18 protein-coding genes are annotated in these 18,420 nt (G+C 52.8%); 14 read left to right on the top strand and 4 right to left on the bottom strand.

The genetic code is table 11. The annotated features are described in order from the left end of the window. Positions 1-37 precede the first annotated feature (37 nt). Positions 38-463, bottom strand: a complete 426-nt coding sequence (gene rraB, locus J1782_RS26270) for a ribonuclease E inhibitor RraB (RefSeq protein ID WP_104924309.1) — start codon at positions 461-463, stop codon at positions 38-40. Positions 464-631: 168 nt separating this feature from the next. Here rraB and argF (J1782_RS26265) point away from each other — a divergent pair, with 168 nt between their 5' ends. Continuing rightward, a complete protein-coding gene (gene argF, locus J1782_RS26265; protein WP_152327287.1) occupies positions 632-1,639 on the top strand; it encodes an ornithine carbamoyltransferase in 1,008 nt (335 codons plus the stop codon). 164 nt (positions 1,640-1,803) lie between these two features. Continuing rightward, positions 1,804-3,576 carry an alpha-amylase family glycosyl hydrolase gene (locus J1782_RS26260; protein WP_152327288.1) on the top strand — a complete coding sequence of 591 codons (1,773 nt, stop codon included), beginning with the start codon at positions 1,804-1,806 and terminating at the stop codon, positions 3,574-3,576. 12 nt (positions 3,577-3,588) lie between these two features. On the opposite strand, the gene J1782_RS26255 is transcribed toward J1782_RS26260, so the two are convergent. Then, positions 3,589-4,059: a YhcH/YjgK/YiaL family protein gene (locus J1782_RS26255; protein WP_165061614.1), complete on the bottom strand. Its 471-nt coding sequence runs from the start codon at positions 4,057-4,059 to the stop codon at positions 3,589-3,591. A gap of 690 nt (positions 4,060-4,749) precedes the next feature. On the opposite strand from J1782_RS26255, the gene arcA reads away from it, so the two are divergent. The 12 genes from arcA (at position 4,750) to J1782_RS26195 (ending at position 16,241) form a co-directional block, all read left to right on the top strand. Next, positions 4,750-5,970, top strand: a complete 1,221-nt coding sequence (arcA, locus tag J1782_RS26250) for an arginine deiminase (protein WP_217154259.1) — start codon at positions 4,750-4,752, stop codon at positions 5,968-5,970. Between the two features lie 23 nt (positions 5,971-5,993). Further along, positions 5,994-6,905, top strand: coding sequence for a carbamate kinase (gene arcC / locus J1782_RS26245; protein ID WP_217154258.1), 912 nt, complete (start codon positions 5,994-5,996; stop codon positions 6,903-6,905). A 24-nt stretch (positions 6,906-6,929) separates the two neighbouring features. Beyond that, a complete protein-coding gene (gene argF / locus J1782_RS26240; protein WP_152327291.1) occupies positions 6,930-7,937 on the top strand; it encodes an ornithine carbamoyltransferase in 1,008 nt (335 codons plus the stop codon). Positions 7,938-7,992: 55 nt separating this feature from the next. After that, positions 7,993-9,396, top strand: a complete 1,404-nt coding sequence (locus J1782_RS26235) for a YfcC family protein (RefSeq protein ID WP_217154257.1) — start codon at positions 7,993-7,995, stop codon at positions 9,394-9,396. A gap of 62 nt (positions 9,397-9,458) precedes the next feature. Continuing rightward, entirely contained in the window at positions 9,459-9,965 is a 507-nt protein-coding gene (locus J1782_RS26230; protein WP_152327293.1) for an arginine repressor, read from the top strand. A 261-nt stretch (positions 9,966-10,226) separates the two neighbouring features. Then, positions 10,227-11,168 carry an aspartate carbamoyltransferase gene (gene pyrB, locus J1782_RS26225; RefSeq protein ID WP_217154256.1) on the top strand — a complete coding sequence of 314 codons (942 nt, stop codon included), beginning with the start codon at positions 10,227-10,229 and terminating at the stop codon, positions 11,166-11,168. 13 nt (positions 11,169-11,181) lie between these two features. Continuing rightward, positions 11,182-11,646, top strand: a complete 465-nt coding sequence (pyrI, locus tag J1782_RS26220) for an aspartate carbamoyltransferase regulatory subunit (RefSeq protein ID WP_101075010.1) — start codon at positions 11,182-11,184, stop codon at positions 11,644-11,646. Between the two features lie 53 nt (positions 11,647-11,699). After that, positions 11,700-12,086, top strand: coding sequence for a 2-iminobutanoate/2-iminopropanoate deaminase (gene ridA / locus J1782_RS26215; protein ID WP_101075009.1), 387 nt, complete (start codon positions 11,700-11,702; stop codon positions 12,084-12,086). A 208-nt stretch (positions 12,087-12,294) separates the two neighbouring features. After that, on the top strand, positions 12,295-13,755 hold the full coding sequence (locus tag J1782_RS26210) for a circularly permuted type 2 ATP-grasp protein (RefSeq protein WP_152327295.1): 1,461 nt from the start codon (positions 12,295-12,297) through the stop codon (positions 13,753-13,755). After that, entirely contained in the window at positions 13,749-14,690 is a 942-nt protein-coding gene (locus tag J1782_RS26205) for an alpha-E domain-containing protein (RefSeq protein WP_152327296.1), read from the top strand. Before J1782_RS26210 ends, J1782_RS26205 begins: the two co-directional genes overlap by 7 nt. Beyond that, positions 14,690-15,484, top strand: coding sequence for a transglutaminase family protein (locus tag J1782_RS26200; RefSeq protein ID WP_165061380.1), 795 nt, complete (start codon positions 14,690-14,692; stop codon positions 15,482-15,484). Before J1782_RS26205 ends, J1782_RS26200 begins: the two co-directional genes overlap by 1 nt. Before the next feature lie 25 nt (positions 15,485-15,509). Next, positions 15,510-16,241, top strand: coding sequence for a proteasome-type protease (locus tag J1782_RS26195; RefSeq protein WP_217154255.1), 732 nt, complete (start codon positions 15,510-15,512; stop codon positions 16,239-16,241). A gap of 23 nt (positions 16,242-16,264) precedes the next feature. Here J1782_RS26195 and J1782_RS26190 read toward each other — a convergent pair whose 3' ends face one another. Next, positions 16,265-16,828: a YgjV family protein gene (locus J1782_RS26190; RefSeq protein WP_152327299.1), complete on the bottom strand. Its 564-nt coding sequence runs from the start codon at positions 16,826-16,828 to the stop codon at positions 16,265-16,267. 92 nt (positions 16,829-16,920) lie between these two features. Beyond that, on the bottom strand, positions 16,921-18,411 hold the full coding sequence (locus J1782_RS26185) for a UxaA family hydrolase (RefSeq protein WP_152327300.1): 1,491 nt from the start codon (positions 18,409-18,411) through the stop codon (positions 16,921-16,923). Positions 18,412-18,420 lie beyond the last annotated feature (9 nt).

The following is an 18,420-nucleotide window of genomic DNA, read 5'->3' as shown; positions in this document are numbered from 1 at the left end:
GCATTGCCCGGTTTTTTTATATTACTCGCGATAAAAATTAATGACGTTTCCCGTCATCATCTTCATCAACGAAATCTTCGTCTTCGCCTTCCTCACCTTCTTCGTCGTCATCGCCTTCGAAGTAAGTGCCCCAGCCGTCGTAGTTGACGCCGTTGGCTTCGGCCAGGTTCATCAGTTGTTCAACCTGAGCGTCGATCAGTTCCGCTTTCAGCGCGATTTCGCTGATTACGTCACAACACATCAGCACAGAACCGTCTTCAACTTCTAACTCTTCAGGGTCGGTAACTTCGTAACCCAGCTTGAAAGCCTCAACCGCTGCTTTCTCCAGAACTTCGAACTTCTCTGAAGATAAGTGATGTTCAATGGTGTAAAGCGCGTCAGGATCGCTGCCATCGTCCAGCAGCTCTTCGATGATTAAGCGAGTCTCTTCACGTTGTTCGTCCAGCAATTCACGGTTTGCCATATCTCAGTCCTCAATCAATGTGACGTTTGACCGCTATTTTCACACACCACAGGGCGCGCCTCCACTATAAACGACAAAGTTTTTGCTTCGGGGTTGTAATTGCATATTCATACAGTTAAATTGAATTTAAATTCAATCCGAAATGCTAACGCGCTATGGAGCGACATCATGAGTTTGTTGAGTAAACGTCATTTTCTCAGGTTACTGGATTTTACCCCGTCAGAGATTTCGTCCCTGCTGAAACTCTCCGCAGAATTAAAAGCCGCTAAGAAAAACGGCACCGAGAAGGCCAGCCTGCAAGGCAAAAACATCGCGCTCATCTTCGAAAAAGACTCGACCCGTACCCGATGCTCTTTCGAAGTTGCCGCTTACGATCAGGGGGCAAAAGTCACCTACCTCGGCCCAAGCGGCAGCCAGATAGGTCATAAAGAATCGATGAAAGACACTGCCCGCGTGCTTGGCCGGATGTATGACGGTATTCAGTATCGTGGTTACGGTCAGGATAAAGTGGAAATACTGGCGCAATATGCCGGTGTCCCCGTCTGGAACGGTCTGACCAACGAATTCCATCCAACGCAGTTGCTGGCGGATTTGCTCACTATGCAGGAGCATCTGCCGGGTAAACCGCTGAAAGGTATGCGTCTGGCCTATCTGGGCGATACCCGTAATAACATGGGGAACTCGCTACTGGAAGCAGCGGCGTTGTGCGGGCTGGATTTGCGCCTGGTTGCACCTTCCGCCTGCTGGCCGGAAGCCGAACTGGTCGCCACCTGCGAACATCTGGCAAAAGAAAATGGCGGCAGCATAACGTTGACAGAAGATATCGCGACCGGCGTGAAAGATGCTGATTTCCTGTATACGGACGTTTGGGTATCGATGGGCGAACCGAAAGAAGCCTGGAAAGAGCGTATTAATCTGCTGCGTCCGTATCAGGTTAACAGCGCAATGCTGGCGCTGACCGGCAATCCGAAGGTGAAATTCCTGCATTGTCTGCCTGCGTTTCACGATGACCAGACCACACTCGGCAAACAAATGGCGGAGGAATACGGTCTGCACGGCGGCATGGAAGTTACCGACGAAGTGTTCGAATCAAGCCACAGCGTGGTCTTCGATCAGGCTGAAAACCGTCTGCACACCATCAAAGCGGTGATGGTCGCCACCCTCGGCAACGCCTGATTTTATCCGGCATCATTTTGCGACAAGGCAAAGTGATGCCGCGTTATTCCCCCAGAATCCTCTGCTATATCGCCCTTCCGCTGCCCGCGCCCCGTATTTTCAACTAACCTTTTCAGAGCGCTGTTATTTTTCATACAAAAAGAATTCTGTAAGAAGGAACCGCTATGAGCTCAGTTAATCTCGAGTATGTCCTGCGGCTGGAAAGTCTTTTAAGCCGGATTTACCCCAGAGAACACATTGCTGACCTGCTGAAAAAAATCCTGCATCTCGCTGAAAAATGGAATTACGGCAAACATCGCACGACAAGTTGGGTCGATGGCACCAATATTTATCTGATCACCTACGGCGACAACATTCGTCATGGCGACCAACCGCCGCTGGCAACCTTAAACCATTTCGCCAATACCTATCTGCGCGAGATCGTCAGCGACATCCACATTCTGCCCATGTATCCCTACAGCTCGGACGACGGTTTTAGCGTTATTGATTATCGCCGGATCGACGAACATCTTGGCGGCTGGTCCGACATTCATCACCTTTCCGCTCATTTCAATCTGATGTTTGACTGCGTGATCAACCACATCTCACGCTCCAGCGAATGGATGAAGGGCTATCTGCACGACGATCCGTATTACAAAGATTACTTTATTGCCTCGAATCCCGAGCTGGATTACAGCCGCGTAGTGCGTCCGCGCGCCTCTCCGCTGCTGACGCCTTTTATTAAAGCCAACGGCACCGAGCTGTATCTGTGGACGACGTTCAGCGAAGATCAGGTGGATATCAATTTCAAAAATCCGCAGGTTCTGCTGGAGAGCATCGACGTACTGTTACAGTACGCGGCCAGCGGCGGGCAATCTATTCGCCTCGACGCCATCGGGTATATCTGGAAAGAAGTGGGCACACGCTGCATTCATATGCCGCAGGCGCACAACATTATTAAAGTCTGGCGCACGATCCTCGACGAAGTGATCCCCGGTACACGGCTCATTACGGAAACCAACGTGCCGCATCACGAAAATATCAGTTATTTCGGTGAAGGTGATGAAGCACATATGGTGTATCAATTCCCGCTGCCGCCGCTGACGCTTCATGCATTTTTACGTCAGGACACCACGACGCTGACGCAATGGGCACAAAGCCTGAACGCGGAAGCGCGCTACCCGGACACCACGTATTTCAACTTTCTGGCGAGTCACGACGGCATTGGGCTACGCCCGACGGAAACCTTCCTCAGCGATGATGAACGTAAATACATGGCGCAGGAAACGCTGCGCAAAGAAGGTCGGGTCTCGTATAAAGACAACGGCGACGGTACCCATTCGCCTTACGAGCTGAATATTAATTACCTGAGTGCGCTGACCGAGCCGGGAGATGATGTTGACCTGAAAGCCCGTAAGTTCCTGGCGGCGCAGGCATTGTTACTGTCGTTTATCGGCGTACCGGCCATTTACATCCACAGCCTGCTCGGCAGCGAGAACGATCTCGACGGTATGCATCAGTCCGGGATTAACCGCCGCATCAACCGTAAAAAGCTGGAGCTGGGTACGCTGGAAGCTGAACTTGAGAAGAAAGACAGCCTGCGCTCCCGCGTGTTTTACGGCTTAGAGGAACTGATTAAACACCGCCGCGCGCATCCGGCATTTTCGCCGCAGGCTGGCCAGCGTGTGTTTGATCTGGGCAAATCGTTATTCGCCATGGAACGTTATGATCCAAAGAGCGAAGATCGGATCACCTGCGTGTTTAACATCAGCGATCATTCACAAATGCTGAAACTGGCGGTGGAAGGCAAAGATCTGATTGGCGGAGAAGTGTTTAACGGCCAGATGAGGCTCCAGCCGTGGCAGGTAGTGTGGATCAAACACAAGCTCAAAGCGCCAGAACGTCTCGGCAGGCTGCGTCGCTGGCGGATGAAGTTGTTCAAACGAACAAAGCGTTAAACTGACAATGTATTAAACAGACAGCTTATTGACGTCCATTTTGACGACCGCTTTGCGCACGTTAGCCGATTCGCCAACGGCGCACAGCGGTTTATGCACCTCGCCCGGATAAAACACCACGAAATCACCGGCCTGCATAATCATGGTTTTTTCCTGCTCGCCGGCAGCCAGAAACGCAATGTCTTTATCTTCCAGCCAGTCGGTATCAATGTACCCCGCAGGAAGATTGCTGAACGTCATTCCCTCCGTTCCGTTCAGGACAATCTGGATATCCAGATAACGGGCATGAAACTCCGCACGGCGATCTGCCTGCGGCGCCGTTGAATCATTTGAAATCAGAACAAACGCGTCATTGCCGTGGATATCGTGTTTACCCAGGGGGGTTTCCGCCGTGATATTTTTCTTCACATACTCAATGGCTTCGCGCAGTTCAGCGGGCAGATAAGGCACTAAATGCAGTTGATGGATGTTTCCGGTGATCATCATAACCTCGTGAGAGTGATTCATTAGTGAAACGTTGTTTCAGAAATAATAATCCTCTTTATGTATGGGTGGCTACCTTTCAGATCAAGATTTCCCTTTTTCGCTAAAATTAATTTTCCCGGTTTTATGCGAGCCTTAGAAGAATGGTTATGCATCCGTAGTGCATAGATTGCATCTTCAGCCACAAATACCCGCGACCAGGTGACTGGTCTGAAACGATATTTTCAAAAACTCCTCTGCCGGTCACAAAATGACGGATATAAAAAACCGCTTGAAATCACAATAATTATTTTGATTATTTCCCATTTTTAGGATTTTTATTCAAACAAATTTAATCCCTATGCGTATGATAATTTAAACCCCTTTATTTCAATGCATTACGATTGCATAAATTATATCCCAACCAGTCATTTTTCTAACAGGTAAAATAATTACTCCTTTCACACGTTATTTATTCATAACGGATAATTGATTAATAAAATAAACAATGCGCATCATCAATTAATTATCACTCCATTGTATTCATTCATTCTGATGAGATCGGAATCACATCTTAAATGCTTCAGCGGAATATTATTCACTTCGTTCCAGACGAGATGAAAAAAGATTGAATAACTCCATTTATTCATCAAGGTTTCGTTTTGCCTGAAATATTAACCAGATTACTTTTTTCATAAGAAAGGAATAAATATGAAAAGGCATTATGTCGGTTCTGAAATAGGTCAACTGCACAGCGTCATGCTGCACCGGCCTAATTTAAGCTTGCAACGCTTAACCCCTTCGAATTGCCAGGAACTGTTATTTGATGACGTACTTTCCGTTGAAAGAGCCGGTAAGGAACATGATGTTTTCAGCCAGACACTGCGCCAGCAAGGGGTTGAAGTTCTGCTTCTGACTGATTTACTGACCGAAACGCTGGATAATCGCGAGGCCAAAGACTGGCTGCTGAATATGCAGATCTCCGAATACCGTCTGGGGCCGCAATTTGCTGAAGAGATCCGTGGCTGGCTGGCCGATCTTCCTCACCGGCAAACGGCGCGTTTCATGAGTGGCGGATTAACTTATAACGAGATCCCTTCGACTATCCACAATATGGTCGTTGATACCCATATGGCGAATGATTTTATTATTAAGCCACTGCCGAATCATTTATTTACCCGCGATACCTCCTGCTGGATATATAACGGGGTTTCCGTGAACCCGATGGCCAAAGCGGCAAGAAAGCGCGAAACAAATAATCTGCGTGCCATATATCGCTGGCATCCATTATTCAGCGATAACGAATTCATTACTTATTTCGGTGACGATGATTTCAATTACGACCATGCCACGCTGGAAGGCGGCGACGTCCTGGTCATTGGTCGCGGCGCAGTGTTAATCGGGATGTCAGAAAGAACCACACCGCAGGGCGTTGAGTTCCTCGCCCGTTCTCTGTTTAAACATCAGCAGGCGACCAAAGTTATCGCGTTGGAATTACCAAAACACCGCGCCTGTATGCATCTCGACACCGTCATGACCCACATCGATATCGACACTTTCTCGGTTTATCCCGAAGTCGTACGTGACACCACGCAGTGCTGGACTCTGACCGATGACGGCCGCGGGGGCCTTCGTCGTCAGGAAGAACCGCATTTCCTGAAAGCCATTGAAAAAGCGCTTGGGCTGGATGAAGTGAAACTGATCACCACCGGTGGCGACAGTTTTGAAGCCGAGCGCGAACAATGGAATGACGCCAACAACGTGCTGACCGTACGTCCCGGCGTCGTGATTGGCTATGAGCGCAATACGTGGACCAACGAAAAATACGATAAGGCCGGGATCACCGTGCTGCCTATTCCCGGAGATGAACTCGGGCGTGGCCGTGGCGGCGCTCGTTGCATGAGTTGCCCGCTGGAACGCGACGACATCTGAAAAACCACACCAGGGAAAATACCATGACAAAACCCACACTGGTCGTCGCACTGGGCGGCAATGCATTGCTGCGTCGCGGCGGACCTTTGGAAGCCTGCATTCAGCGGAAAAATATTCAGCTGGCGGCAGAAACACTCAGCGCATTGTGTCAGCAATGGCGTGTTGTGCTGGTTCACGGCAACGGACCGCAGGTCGGATTACTGGCGTTGCAAAACAGTGCTTATACCGCCGTTTCGCCTTATCCGCTGGATATTTTGGTCGCCCAGACGCAGGGAATGATCGGCTATCTCCTGCAACAGGAATTGAAAAATTGCCTGCCGGAAATCCGCGTTTGCACGCTGCTCACACAGGTGGAAATCAGCCCGCTGGATCCTGCTTTCAATCATCCGACCAAATACATCGGGCCGGTTTACACCCGCGAACAGTCTGCTGCGCTGGCCGCAGAAAAGGGCTGGGCGATGAAAGCGGACGGGCAGCATTTCCGCCGCGTCGTGGCCTCGCCGCAACCGCTGAGCATTATCGAAACCGACGCGATCAACGCGCTGCTTCAGGACGGACATCTGGTTATTTGCAATGGCGGCGGCGGTGTTCCGGTCTGCAAAACCGCTAAAGGACTGGAAGGCGCGGAAGCGGTCATCGACAAAGATCTCTCGGCCGCCCTGCTCGCCCGGCAACTGCACGCCGATGCGCTTCTGATCCTCACCGACGCTGATGCGGTGTACCTCGACTGGGGAAAACCAACGCAGCGTCCGCTTCAACAGACCACCACACGCGACCTGGCCGGAATGACTTTCGATGCGGGCTCTATGGGCCCAAAAATCGCCGCAGCCTGCCAGTTTGTCGATGCCTGCCACGGATTAGCCGGGATCGGTGCCCTGACCGACGGCGAAGCGATTCTCGCGGGCCTGAGAGGCACCTCCATCCGTGCGTCGTAATAACGTCATGAAAGGAATAAAACTATGAGTAACACCTTAAAAAATCGTCATTTTCTCAAACTTCTGGATTTTACGCCGGATGAAATCCAGCAATTGATTAATCTCGCCTTTACCCTGAAAACATACAAAAAGAGTGGCCGGGAGCAGCAGTATTTACTCGGCAAAAATATCGCGCTGATTTTCGAAAAAACGTCCACGAGAACCCGCTGTGCGTTTGAAGTGGCGGCTTTCGATCAGGGAGCAAAAGTGACGTATCTCGGCCCGAGCGGCAGCCAGATTGGTCATAAAGAGTCGATGAAAGACACCGCCCGCGTGCTGGGCCGGATGTACGACGGCATTGAATACCGGGGTTTTGCGCAAAGGATTGTTGAGGAGCTGGCCGAGTTTTCCGGCGTCCCGGTCTGGAACGGGCTGACGGATGAATTTCATCCCACACAGATTCTCGCCGACCTGATGACCATGCTCGAACACGCGCCGGGAAAACAACTCAGCGAATTAAGCTTTGCCTATCTGGGCGATGCACGAAACAACATGGGCAATTCGCTGATGGTCGGCGCCGCCAAAATGGGCATGGACATCCGCCTGGTCGCACCGAAATCCTTCTGGCCAGACGCTGCGCTGGTCAGTGAGTGCCGGAAAATAGCCGGAACCACCGGTGCCCGCATTTTGCTGACCGAGCACGTCGATGAAGGCGTGAACGGGGTGGATTTCCTCTACACCGATGTTTGGGTTTCGATGGGCGAAGCCAAATCTGCCTGGGCCGAACGCATCAGCCTGATGACGCCGTATCAGGTCAATGCCGCCGTCATCAAAGCCACCGGCAATCCTGATGTGAAATTCATGCACTGCCTGCCCGCGTTTCACAACGAAGAAACTACCCTCGGAAAAGAGCTGGAAATCGCCTATGGAATGAAAGGGTTGGAAGTAACGGATGACGTTTTCGAGTCGGCGCATTCCATTGTGTTCGATGAGGCCGAAAACCGTATGCACACCATAAAAGCGGTCATGGTGGCCACCCTGGGCGATGCCTGAATTTTTTGCGTGAAGCCCGACTGAGGTCTTCACGCCTTTTTTAAGGATTATGTTGATGCGTACATTCAAATTTCCTTCCGCCTACACCATTCTTTTTATTCTTATCGCCGTCGTCGCGGGCCTGACCTGGATTATCCCCGCCGGCGAATACAACATGGCGATGAACGCCGGTCTTGGGAAAGAAGTCCCGGTTTCCGGCACTTATCACGCTGTTGCCGGTAATCCTCAGGGGATTATCGATATCTTTCTTGCCCCCATTGATGGCCTTTATAACCACGTTACCGGGCAGGCGGGCGCAATCGACGTGGCGTTGTTTATCCTCATTATCGGCGGTTTTCTCGGCGTGGTGACCAAAACCGGTGCCATTGATGCGGGGATTGAACGGGTGACTCATCGCCTGCGCGGCAAAGAAGAATGGATGATCCCGATCCTGATGGCGCTGTTTGCCGCCGGGGGCACCATTTATGGCATGGCCGAGGAATCCCTGCCATTTTACACCCTGCTGGTGCCGGTCATGATGGCCGCCCGCTTCGACCCGCTGGTAGCCGCCGCGACAGTTCTCCTCGGCGCAGGTATCGGAACCCTCGGTTCCACCATTAATCCCTTTGCAACCGTGATCGCCGCCAATGCCGCCGACATTCCTTTCACCAGTGGCATCGGCCTGCGCGCAGTCATTCTGGTGGTTGGCTGGCTAATATGCGTTGTATGGGTGATGCGCTACGCCCGTAAAGTTCGTCGGGACCCGTCGCTGTCAATCGTCGCCGATCAATGGGAATCAAACCGCGAACACTTCCTCGGCGATCCCCGCGAAGAGCTGCTGCCGTTTACCGGCGTGCGGAAAATCGTTTTAACGATCTTCGCGCTGGCCTTTGTCGTGATGATTTATGGCGTCTCCGTCAAAGGCTGGTGGATGGGCGAAATCTCCGCCGTCTTTCTTGCCGCCGCCATCTTTGTCGGGTTAATTGCCCGGATGAGCGAAACCGAGCTGACCGCCACTTTCATTGACGGCGCACGCGATCTTCTCGGCGTCGCGCTGATCATCGGGATCGCGCGCGGTATCGTGGTCGTGATGGATAACGGCATGATCACGCACACCATTTTGCACAGCGCCGAAAACATTGTTTCCGGGCTCTCCAATGTGGTGTTCATCAATGTGATGTTTTTGCTCGAAGTTGTGTTGTCTTTTCTGGTGCCATCTTCATCGGGTCTGGCCGTGATGACCATGCCTATCATGGCCCCGCTGGCCGATTTTGCGCATATCGGCCGCGAACTGGTGGTCACCGCATATCAGTCAGCTTCCGGTCTTGTGAACCTGGTGACGCCTACATCAGCGGTCGTCATGGGCGGTCTGGCCATTGCGCGCGTGCCCTATGTCCGCTGGCTGAAATGGGTTGCGCCTTTGCTCGGGATACTGCTGGTGTTGCTAATGTTAGCGCTGAGTCTGGGTTCTTTGTTTTAACCCTTCGTTGATGATGATTTTTTTGCCATGTTGACGTCCTTTATTCATCAGGGAATATGACCATGAAAAGAACGTTGTCTGCACTTGAAAAAGAACACGAGCAGTTGATCTTGTGTCACCGGCTGATCGCCAGCAAAAGTTTTGCTTCACAGGAAGCGCTGCGCCGTGAATTTCAGCGTGCGGGATACCGGAATATCAGCCAGTCCACGGTATCGCGGCTGCTGAAAACGCTGGGGGTGGTGAAGATCCAGAATGCCAAAGGCAAAAAAATGTACGCGCTGAATGAGCAATATCAGCCCGTTCCCGATGCGTTGCGCCCGGTCACTGAGATGGTGACCAGCGTGGATTACAACCCGCAGTTTGTCATCGTGCATGTGTCGTCGGGCTACGGGCGGGCGGTGGGGAAAATCATTGACCATCAGGGATTGCATGAGGTTCTCGGCGTCATCGCATCCAGCACCGCCGTCTTCGTCGCGCCAAGGGAAACCCGCGAGATCGGGCAGGTTTGTCAGTTAATCAGGCAGGTATTGATGGTCAAAGGAAACCCGAGCAGCAATCGTTTGCCTTAGTCCATTTTTCCGCTTGATGTCGCCGGTGACGCGCGTATAATGCGCCACAATTTGCCGGGAGAACCTATGAACAATTGCCACGTTTTGTGCTCAGATGATCGACCAAACACCGTGCCATCAGGCAGCCCGCTGCCGTTGTTCTTCCGTGGCATTACCGTTTTACTGAAAGCCCCTCATTGAGGGGCTTTTTTTTGTCCGGAATTTAAGAACATCGGTTTTTGAGCGAATTTCTTTTAAGAACAAAGAAACAGGAGAATGACTATGGCTAACCCGCTATATCAAAAAGACATCATTTCTATCAACGATCTCAGCCGCGAGGAGCTGGAGCTGGTGCTCGACACCGCGGCCAGCCTGAAAGCGGATCCGCAACCGGAATTGTTGAAACACAAAGTGATCGCCAGTTGTTTCTTCGAAGCCTCAACCCGTACGCGCCTGTCGTTTGAGACGTCCATGCATCGTCTCGGGGCTTCCGTCGTCGGTTTCTCTGACAGCAGCAATACGTCGCTCGGCAAAAAAGGCGAGACGCTGGCCGATACCATTTCGGTGATCAGCACTTACGTGGATGCCATCGTGATGCGCCATCCGCAGGAAGGCGCGGCGCGTCTGGCGACAGAATTTTCCGGCGGCATTCCGGTTCTCAACGCCGGTGACGGCGCGAACCAGCACCCGACGCAAACCTTGCTGGATTTGTTCACCATTCAGGAAACGCAGGGACGTCTTGATAACATCAAAATCGCGATGGTCGGCGACCTGAAATATGGCCGTACCGTTCACTCTCTGGCGCAGGCGCTGGCGAAATTTAACGGCAACCGCTTCTACTTTATCGCCCCAGATGCACTCGCCATGCCGGGCTATATTCTGGCGCTGCTGGAAGAGAAAGGCATCGAATATAGCCTGCACAGCAGCATCGATGAAGTCGTGCCGGAAATCGACATTCTGTACATGACCCGCGTACAGAAAGAGCGTCTGGACCCGTCTGAATATGCCAACGTCAAAGCCCAGTTTGTCCTGCGCGCGGCGGATCTGAACGGCGCTCAGCCGCACCTGAAAGTCCTGCACCCGCTGCCACGCATCGACGAAATCACGCCGGATGTCGATAAAACGCCATACGCCTGGTATTTCCAGCAGGCCGGTAACGGGATTTTTGCGCGTCAGGCTTTACTGGCGCTGGTTCTTAACGCAGATATTGCACAGTCAGCTTGAGGAGAAAACGATCATGACTCACGACAATAAACTTCAGGTTGAAGCCATTAAATGCGGCACGGTAATCGACCATATTCCGGCGCAGGTCGGCTTTAAATTGCTGTCGTTATTTAAATTTACGCAGACAGAACAACGCGTTACCGTCGGCCTGAATTTGCCTTCCGGCGAGCTTGGCCGCAAAGATATTATCAAAATTGAAAACACCTTTCTGACCGACGAACAGGTTAATCAGCTGGCGGTCTATGCCCCGCGCGCTACGGTGAACCGCATTGATAATTATGAAGTTGTGAAGAAGCTGATGCCGACGTTGCCGGACCGTATTATCGGGGTTTTACGCTGCCCGAACGGCAACTGCATCAGCCGCTTTGAACCGGTGGATTCCAGCTTTGCGGTGAAACAGCGCGCAGATGGCGTTCACCTGAAATGCAAATACTGTGAGAAAGAGTTCGAACATCAGGTTGTGCTCAACAACGACTGAGCAGGTATACTGACGACCGGATTTTTACCCATAACCCAAAATCAGGAGACATTATGTCCCGCGAAATCAGTACTGAAAACGCACCCGCCGCAATCGGTCCTTATGTTCAGGGCGTGGATCTGGGCAGTATGATCATCACTTCAGGCCAGATCCCTGTTGATCCTAAAACCGGTGCCGTGGCCGACGACATCGCCGCTCAGGCGCGTCAGTCTCTGGAAAACGTCCAGGCTATCGTTGAAGCCGCTGGCCTGAAAGTGTCAGACATCGTGAAAACTACCGTTTTCGTGAAAGATCTGAACGACTTCGCCACCGTTAACGCCACGTACGAAGCTTTCTTCACCGAGCACAAAGCGCCTTTCCCGGCCCGTTCATGCGTTGAAGTTGCCCGCCTGCCTAAAGACGTGAAAATCGAAATCGAAGCCATCGCCGTCCGCCGTTAATCCGCGTCCCCGATGCACCAGACCAGCCTGCGGGCTGGTTTTTTTTGCCCTATTTTCAGGCAAAGAAACCCTTTAACGCTCTATAATTAAGCAGTCCCCCCTTATTTCCCCTGATTTTCAGCCCGTTTTGCACGCTGGCACACTTTATGCCTGATCTTCATTGTTATTGAACGATTCAATTGCGGCCTGTCCAGTTTGTGAGGTGATGATGATCAAGATTGACCTTTCCGATTCACCCTTTTTTGATGAGATGTTAATGGCTGACGGGACGCACCGCAGCCATTATCAGGCCTACTGGCAATGGTTGCAGCAAGCCGATCAACAGGCGGTTCAGCGCAAAAAAGAGGAAGCCGCGCTGTTATTCCATCGGGTGGGAATTACCTTTAACGTTTACGGTGAAGATGATGGCGCAGAACGATTAATCCCGTTCGACAGCGTTCCGCGGATCATCCCGGCCAGCGAATGGCAAATGCTCGATCGCGGCATTCGTCAGCGCGTTCAGGCGCTGAATGCTTTTCTGCACGACATCTATCACGATCAAAAAATACTGAAAGCAGGGATCGTTCCGGCCGAACAGGTTCTGGCAAACGATCAGTATCAGCCTTGTATGCAGGGCATCGATCTTCACCGGGATACGTACGCGCACATCGCCGGAACCGATATGGTGCGGGGTGGCGACGGCGAATATTACGTGCTTGAAGATAACCTGCGCACACCGTCCGGCGTTTCTTACATGATGGAAAACCGCAAAATGATGATGCGGTTATACCCGGAACTTTTCGCAGAACAGCGCATTGCGCCGGTTTCTCGCTACCCTTCCCATCTGCTGCAAACGCTGCGTGAAAGCACACCGGTTAACGATCCGACCGTCGTGGTTCTGACACCCGGCAGGTTCAACAGCGCGTACTTCGAGCACAGTTTCCTTGCGCAGCAAATGGGCGTGGAACTGGTGGAAAGCGTCGATTTATTCGTGAAGGACGGCGCGGTGTTTATGCGTACAACTGCGGGCCCGTGCAAAATCGATGTGATCTACCGCCGTATCGACGACGCATTCCTCGATCCTCTGGCGTTCCGCGCGGATTCAATGCTCGGCGTGCCCGGCCTGCTGTCGGTTTATCGCGCCGGTGGCGTGGTGCTGGCGAACGCAATTGGCACCGGCGTCGCCGATGACAAATCGATCTACCCGTATGTGCCGGAAATGATCCGCTACTATCTGGCCGAAGATCCGATCCTTAATAACGTCCCGACCTGGCAATGCCGCAAAGAGAGTGACCTGTCTTTCGTGCTGGCGAATCTGGAAAAAATGGTGGTGAAAGAGGTTCATGGTGCAGGCGGTTACGGCATGCTGATTGGCCCGACCGCCAGCAAGGCTGAAATCGAACGCTTCCGCCAGTTGCTGAAAACGCGGCCCGAAAACTATATCGCGCAGGAAACGCTGGCGCTCTCAACCTGCCCGACGTTTGTGGAGAACGGGCTGGCCCCGCGGCATATCGATTTGCGGCCTTTCGCCCTGACCGGCGCTGAAATCCGTCTGGTGCCTGGCGGCTTAACCCGCGTTGCGCTGGCGGAAGGCTCGCTGGTGGTAAATTCATCTCAGGGCGGTGGCACCAAAGATACCTGGGTGCTGGAAGAAGAGTCGGAAGATCCGACGGAGGGTGACGCATGCTAAGCAGAACAGCCAGCGAACTTTACTGGATGGCGCGTTATCTGGAACGCGCCGAGAATATCGCACGCCTGCTGGACGTGACCAATAAGCTGTCGATGATGTCGATCCGTGACGTCAGCGCCCGCGACGAAAATAACGATCTGCTGGTCCCCCTGACCATGACCGGCACCCGCACATTATTCAATGAACACTATCCGCAGGAAACAATGGGCAATCTGCTCAACTTTTTCGCGCTGGACAGTTTCAACCACAGCAGCATTTTCAGCTGTCTGCAAATGGCCTGGAACAATGCGCACGCGGTGCGCGGTAGTCTGTCTTCTGAAGTCTGGGAAAGCATCAATGCCACCTGGATTGAGATGAAACTGATCCGACGTCAGGGCGTCGGATCGGCGGGCGCGGATTCCTTCTTCGACTGGGTTAAGGAGCGCTCACATCTGTTCCGTGGCGCGATGTTTGGCACTTTGCTGCGCAGCGATGCCCTGAATTTCATCCGCCTGGGCACCATGCTTGAGCGGGCTGACAGCACCGCAAGGCTGCTGGACGCCAAAAATCAGCTGCTCAATGCCGATGAGGATCCTGTGCGCGAATACTACCGGATGGACACCTTATTGCGCGCCGTCAGTGCCCGCGAAGCATTCCATACGCTCTACAAACAGCAGCTCAGCCAGAAACGCATTGCCGAACTGCTGGTACTGCGCCGCGAACTGCCGCGATCCCTGTTGTCCTGTGTAGAAATTATCGCCGAACAGCTGGAGGAAATCGGCGGGTCAGCGGGAAATTTGCCGCGTCGCCGCATTCATACCCTTCACGCTCAGCTCCGCTTCACCGAAATGGACGAGATAGTCGAAATGGGCCTCAGCCCGTGGTTAATGCAGTTTCTTGGCCAGACCAACGCCATCGCTGAGAGCATTCATCAAACCTATCTGGAGGCACAATAATGAAACTGAATGTCAGTCATCAGACGCATTACACCTATGCGCAGCAGGTCAAACACAGTACGCAATATCTGCGCCTGACGCCGCAGGATTCCAGCCATCAGAAGATCCTTTCATGGGATCTGACGCTGCCGGAGTACGCCACCCGAACGCTGGACGCATACGGCAACGTATTACACGTGCTGACGCTGGATCAGCCGCATCAGGCAATCACTATCGAAGCCAACGGCGTGGTCGAAATTGAAGACAACACAGAAGATGATAATTGCGGGCATTTATCGCCGCTGGTTTTTTTGCGCACCAGCCCGCTGACACAGGCCGACGGCGCGATCCGCGATTTCGCCAGCCGCTATTATCGCCCGCAGGATCAGCATGAAAGTCTGTGCAATCTGATGGGCGAATTACTGCTGAAAATGCCTTACAGCCCCGGCAGCACCACGGTGAAAGACAGTGCCTCGCAGGCTTTTTCAGCGCAAACCGGCGTATGTCAGGATCATACCCACGTTTTCCTCGCCTGCTGCCGCAGTCTGGGGATCCCGGCGCGTTACGTCAGCGGATATCTATACTCAGAAGATTCGACACATGTTGCCATGCACGCCTGGGCGGAAGCCTGGCTGGATGATCGCTGGCAGAGCTTTGATGTTACCAACAACACCTGCAAACCGAATCAGCATTTGAAACTGGCTATCGGCATAGATTATCTTGATGCGTGCCCGGTCCGCGGTATCCGGCTGGGTGGAGGCAGCGAAGATATGCGCACTGTCGCAGCCGTTGCGATGCTCGACGTGCCACAATAAACCTGACGCCTGAGGAAAATTTTTTATGACTTACTGTGTGGCCATGCGCTTGTCCTCTGGCCTGGTGTTTGTTTCAGATTCACGCACCAACGCCGGAGTGGACCATATTTCCACTTTCCGTAAACTGCATGTTTTTCATCAAAGTGATGAGCGCGTGCTGGTGATCCAGAGCGCCGGAAATCTGGCGACCACACAGAGCATTATCAGCCTGCTGCATCGCCGCTGCGTAGACGATGAGCGGGAAAACCTGCTCAACGTGAAATCCATGTATGACGCCGCGAGCCTGCTGGGCGACACGGTTCGCGAAGTCATCGCCCGCGACAGCGGTGCGAACCAGGGCGGAAACACGGATTTCAGCTGCAACTTGCTGCTGGGCGGCCAGATAAAAGGCGAAGGTCTGCGGTTATTCCATGTTTATCCGCAGGGGAATTTCATCGAGGCCACGCACGATACGCCGTATTTCCAGATTGGCGAAAGCAAGTACGGAAAACCGATTATTGATCGCGTGCTGAACTTCGAGACGCCGCTGGATCAGGCAATGCAATGCGCGCTGATTTCGATGGACTCTACGCTGCGCAGCAATCTTTCCGTCGGCCTGCCGCTGGATGTGATGATCTATCCGACCCACAGTTTCAGTGCTGCGCAGCAGCACCGGATCACCGAAACCCATCCGTATTTTGACATGATCCGCAAAGGCTGGGGCGAAGGCCTGCTGAGTATATTTTCTCAATTGCCGCCGCTGAAATTAGACGAGTAAATTCTCTTCCGGCGGAGTGATCCCTACTCCGTCGCTTTATTTTCATCCATCTTCTGCACAATCTTTTTCTCGACCTCGAACGGATCGATGCCGCGCAGCTGTAACCGGCGGAAGCGGATAATGTTAAAGCCGTTCATGACGAGGAAACTGCCTTCGATAAGCGAACCGCCTATCGAACCAAGCCAGATGTTGTGGAATACCCAGCAGCAGGTTGAGCACCACATGATGCAGCGCGTGGTCAGCCCGCTGGTGCGAAACAGCGCCCAGGTGCTGACGACCGTTGCGCCGACCGGCAATAATTCCACCCAGTGATGTGCGCGGCTCAGGCCGAGAACCAGCGTCAGCACGATGAAAATTACCATGATCCACTGATTGCGCGTACGCAGGGAAATCAGGGTTCGCAGGGAGTTCAGCAAGGCGCTCATGCCTGCCGGTGCGGCTCCCATCATCAGGAAATGCACGCCGATAATGGCGCTGTAAGCGGAAAGCTGCTGTTTAAAGCGACGGTCGCTGCGGTTGAAAAACATCGTGATACCGACCACAAAGGCCAGAACACCGACTGACTGGGCAAACCAGTAATACGTCATTTTTCGGAGATCTCATTCGTAGGATGCGTAGAAAAAGCAAACGGCGCTTCATATTTGAAACGCCGTTTCATTCTAACGAGTATCCGGAAGAGTTACAATGTGACACCGCTTTTAAAGATCGCCAGTTCACGGAAATCGTTAATTTCGTTTTTGGCTTTACGGCCATCCGCGATCGCAACGATCAGATCCACAAACTCACCCAGCAGCTGATCCATGCTGACATCGTGGATCAGGCGACCTGCATCGAAGTCGATCCAGTGTGGCTTTTTCATCGCCAGTTCGCTGTTGGTCGCCAGTTTTACCGTCGGAACAAAACCGCCGTAAGGCGTGCCGCGACCGGTACTGAACAGCACCATATGACAACCGGCACCGGCCAGCGCGCTGGTTGCCACGGCGTCGTTACCCGGCGCACTCAGCAAGTTCAGGCCCGGCGTCGTCAGACGTTCGCCGTATTTCAGCACATCCATCACCGGGCTTTGCCCTGCTTTCTGCGTACAGCCCAGCGATTTTTCTTCCAGCGTGGTAATACCGCCCGCTTTGTTGCCCGGGGAGGGGTTCTCGTAAATCGGCTGATTATGTTCGATGAAGTACTGTTTGAAATCATTCACCATGTGAACGGTTTTCTCAAACGTGCCTTCATCGCGGCAGCGGCTCATCAGAATACGTTCGGCACCAAACATTTCAGGCACTTCGGTCAGCACCGAAGTGCCACCATTGGCGATCACATAGTCGGAAAAACGCCCGAGCAGCGGATTCGCGGTGATACCGGACAAGCCATCAGAACCGCCACATTCCAGACCGAATTTCAGCTCGCTGAGTTTACCGGGAACGCGTTTATCGTCACGCATTACGGCATACAGTTCACGCAGACGTTCCAGACCCGCTTCCACTTCGTCGTCGAATTTTTGCAACGTCATAAAGCGCACGCGATCTTCGTCAACCTCACCCAGCGTTTCACGGAAGACGTCTACCTGATTGTTTTCACAACCCAGACCAATCACCAGCACCGCGCCCGCGTTCGGATGGCGCACCATATTTTGCAGCATGGTGCGGGTGTTCACGTGGTCATCGCCCAGTTGCGAACAGCCAAACGGATGGGTGAACAGGAAAACGCCGTCGGTGCCTTCTGCGTCATTGGTTTCTTTCAGAAAACGTGACTGGATCTGGCGCGCAATCCCGTTCACGCAGCCGACTGTTGGGATCAGCCAAATCTCGTTCCGGATCCCAACCTGACCGTTTTTACGACGGTAGATCTGCACTTCGCGATCAGCCATCTGTTCAGGCACGGTGGCGAAATCCGGCTGATACTGGTATTCGTCCAGATCGCTGAGATTGGTTTTAGCGTTTTGTGAATGGATATGCACGCCCGGTTCGATCGCCGCCAGCGCATGACCAATCGGCAGGCCATATTTCACAATATTTTCCCCGGCCGCTATCGGGCGCAGAGCAAATTTGTGACCACGGACCACAGGCTGAGCCAGAACAACACGATACCCGCCCGCTTCAACTTGCTCGCCCGCCCCGATATCGCGTAAAGCCACAGCGACGTTATCAGCGGTATGAATTTGAATGATACTTTGCATAGTTGCTCT

The organism is Rahnella sp. BCC 1045 (assembly GCF_019049615.1).
GTDB classification, from domain to species: Bacteria; Pseudomonadota; Gammaproteobacteria; order Enterobacterales; family Enterobacteriaceae; genus Rahnella; species Rahnella contaminans.
Note: the sequence above shows the minus strand (reverse complement) of the source record. Positions and strands in the feature narration are given on the sequence as shown.

Coding starts and splice junctions, on each gene's coding strand:
- pyrI (WP_101075010.1), top strand. CDS start 11,182: ATGACTCACGACAATAAACTTCAGGTTGAAGCCATTAAATGCGGCACG.
- argF (WP_152327291.1), top strand. CDS start 6,930: ATGAGTAACACCTTAAAAAATCGTCATTTTCTCAAACTTCTGGATTTT.
- arcC (WP_217154258.1), top strand. CDS start 5,994: ATGACAAAACCCACACTGGTCGTCGCACTGGGCGGCAATGCATTGCTG.
- J1782_RS26260 (WP_152327288.1), top strand. CDS start 1,804: ATGAGCTCAGTTAATCTCGAGTATGTCCTGCGGCTGGAAAGTCTTTTA.
- argF (WP_152327287.1), top strand. CDS start 632: ATGAGTTTGTTGAGTAAACGTCATTTTCTCAGGTTACTGGATTTTACC.
- J1782_RS26230 (WP_152327293.1), top strand. CDS start 9,459: ATGAAAAGAACGTTGTCTGCACTTGAAAAAGAACACGAGCAGTTGATC.
- pyrB (WP_217154256.1), top strand. CDS start 10,227: ATGGCTAACCCGCTATATCAAAAAGACATCATTTCTATCAACGATCTC.
- J1782_RS26185 (WP_152327300.1), bottom strand. CDS start 18,411: ATGCAAAGTATCATTCAAATTCATACCGCTGATAACGTCGCTGTGGCT.
- J1782_RS26205 (WP_152327296.1), top strand. CDS start 13,749: ATGCTAAGCAGAACAGCCAGCGAACTTTACTGGATGGCGCGTTATCTG.
- J1782_RS26210 (WP_152327295.1), top strand. CDS start 12,295: ATGATCAAGATTGACCTTTCCGATTCACCCTTTTTTGATGAGATGTTA.
- J1782_RS26255 (WP_165061614.1), bottom strand. CDS start 4,059: ATGATCACCGGAAACATCCATCAACTGCATTTAGTGCCTTATCTGCCC.
- J1782_RS26200 (WP_165061380.1), top strand. CDS start 14,690: ATGAAACTGAATGTCAGTCATCAGACGCATTACACCTATGCGCAGCAG.
- ridA (WP_101075009.1), top strand. CDS start 11,700: ATGTCCCGCGAAATCAGTACTGAAAACGCACCCGCCGCAATCGGTCCT.
- J1782_RS26195 (WP_217154255.1), top strand. CDS start 15,510: ATGACTTACTGTGTGGCCATGCGCTTGTCCTCTGGCCTGGTGTTTGTT.
- J1782_RS26235 (WP_217154257.1), top strand. CDS start 7,993: ATGCGTACATTCAAATTTCCTTCCGCCTACACCATTCTTTTTATTCTT.
- rraB (WP_104924309.1), bottom strand. CDS start 463: ATGGCAAACCGTGAATTGCTGGACGAACAACGTGAAGAGACTCGCTTA.
- J1782_RS26190 (WP_152327299.1), bottom strand. CDS start 16,828: ATGACGTATTACTGGTTTGCCCAGTCAGTCGGTGTTCTGGCCTTTGTG.
- arcA (WP_217154259.1), top strand. CDS start 4,750: ATGAAAAGGCATTATGTCGGTTCTGAAATAGGTCAACTGCACAGCGTC.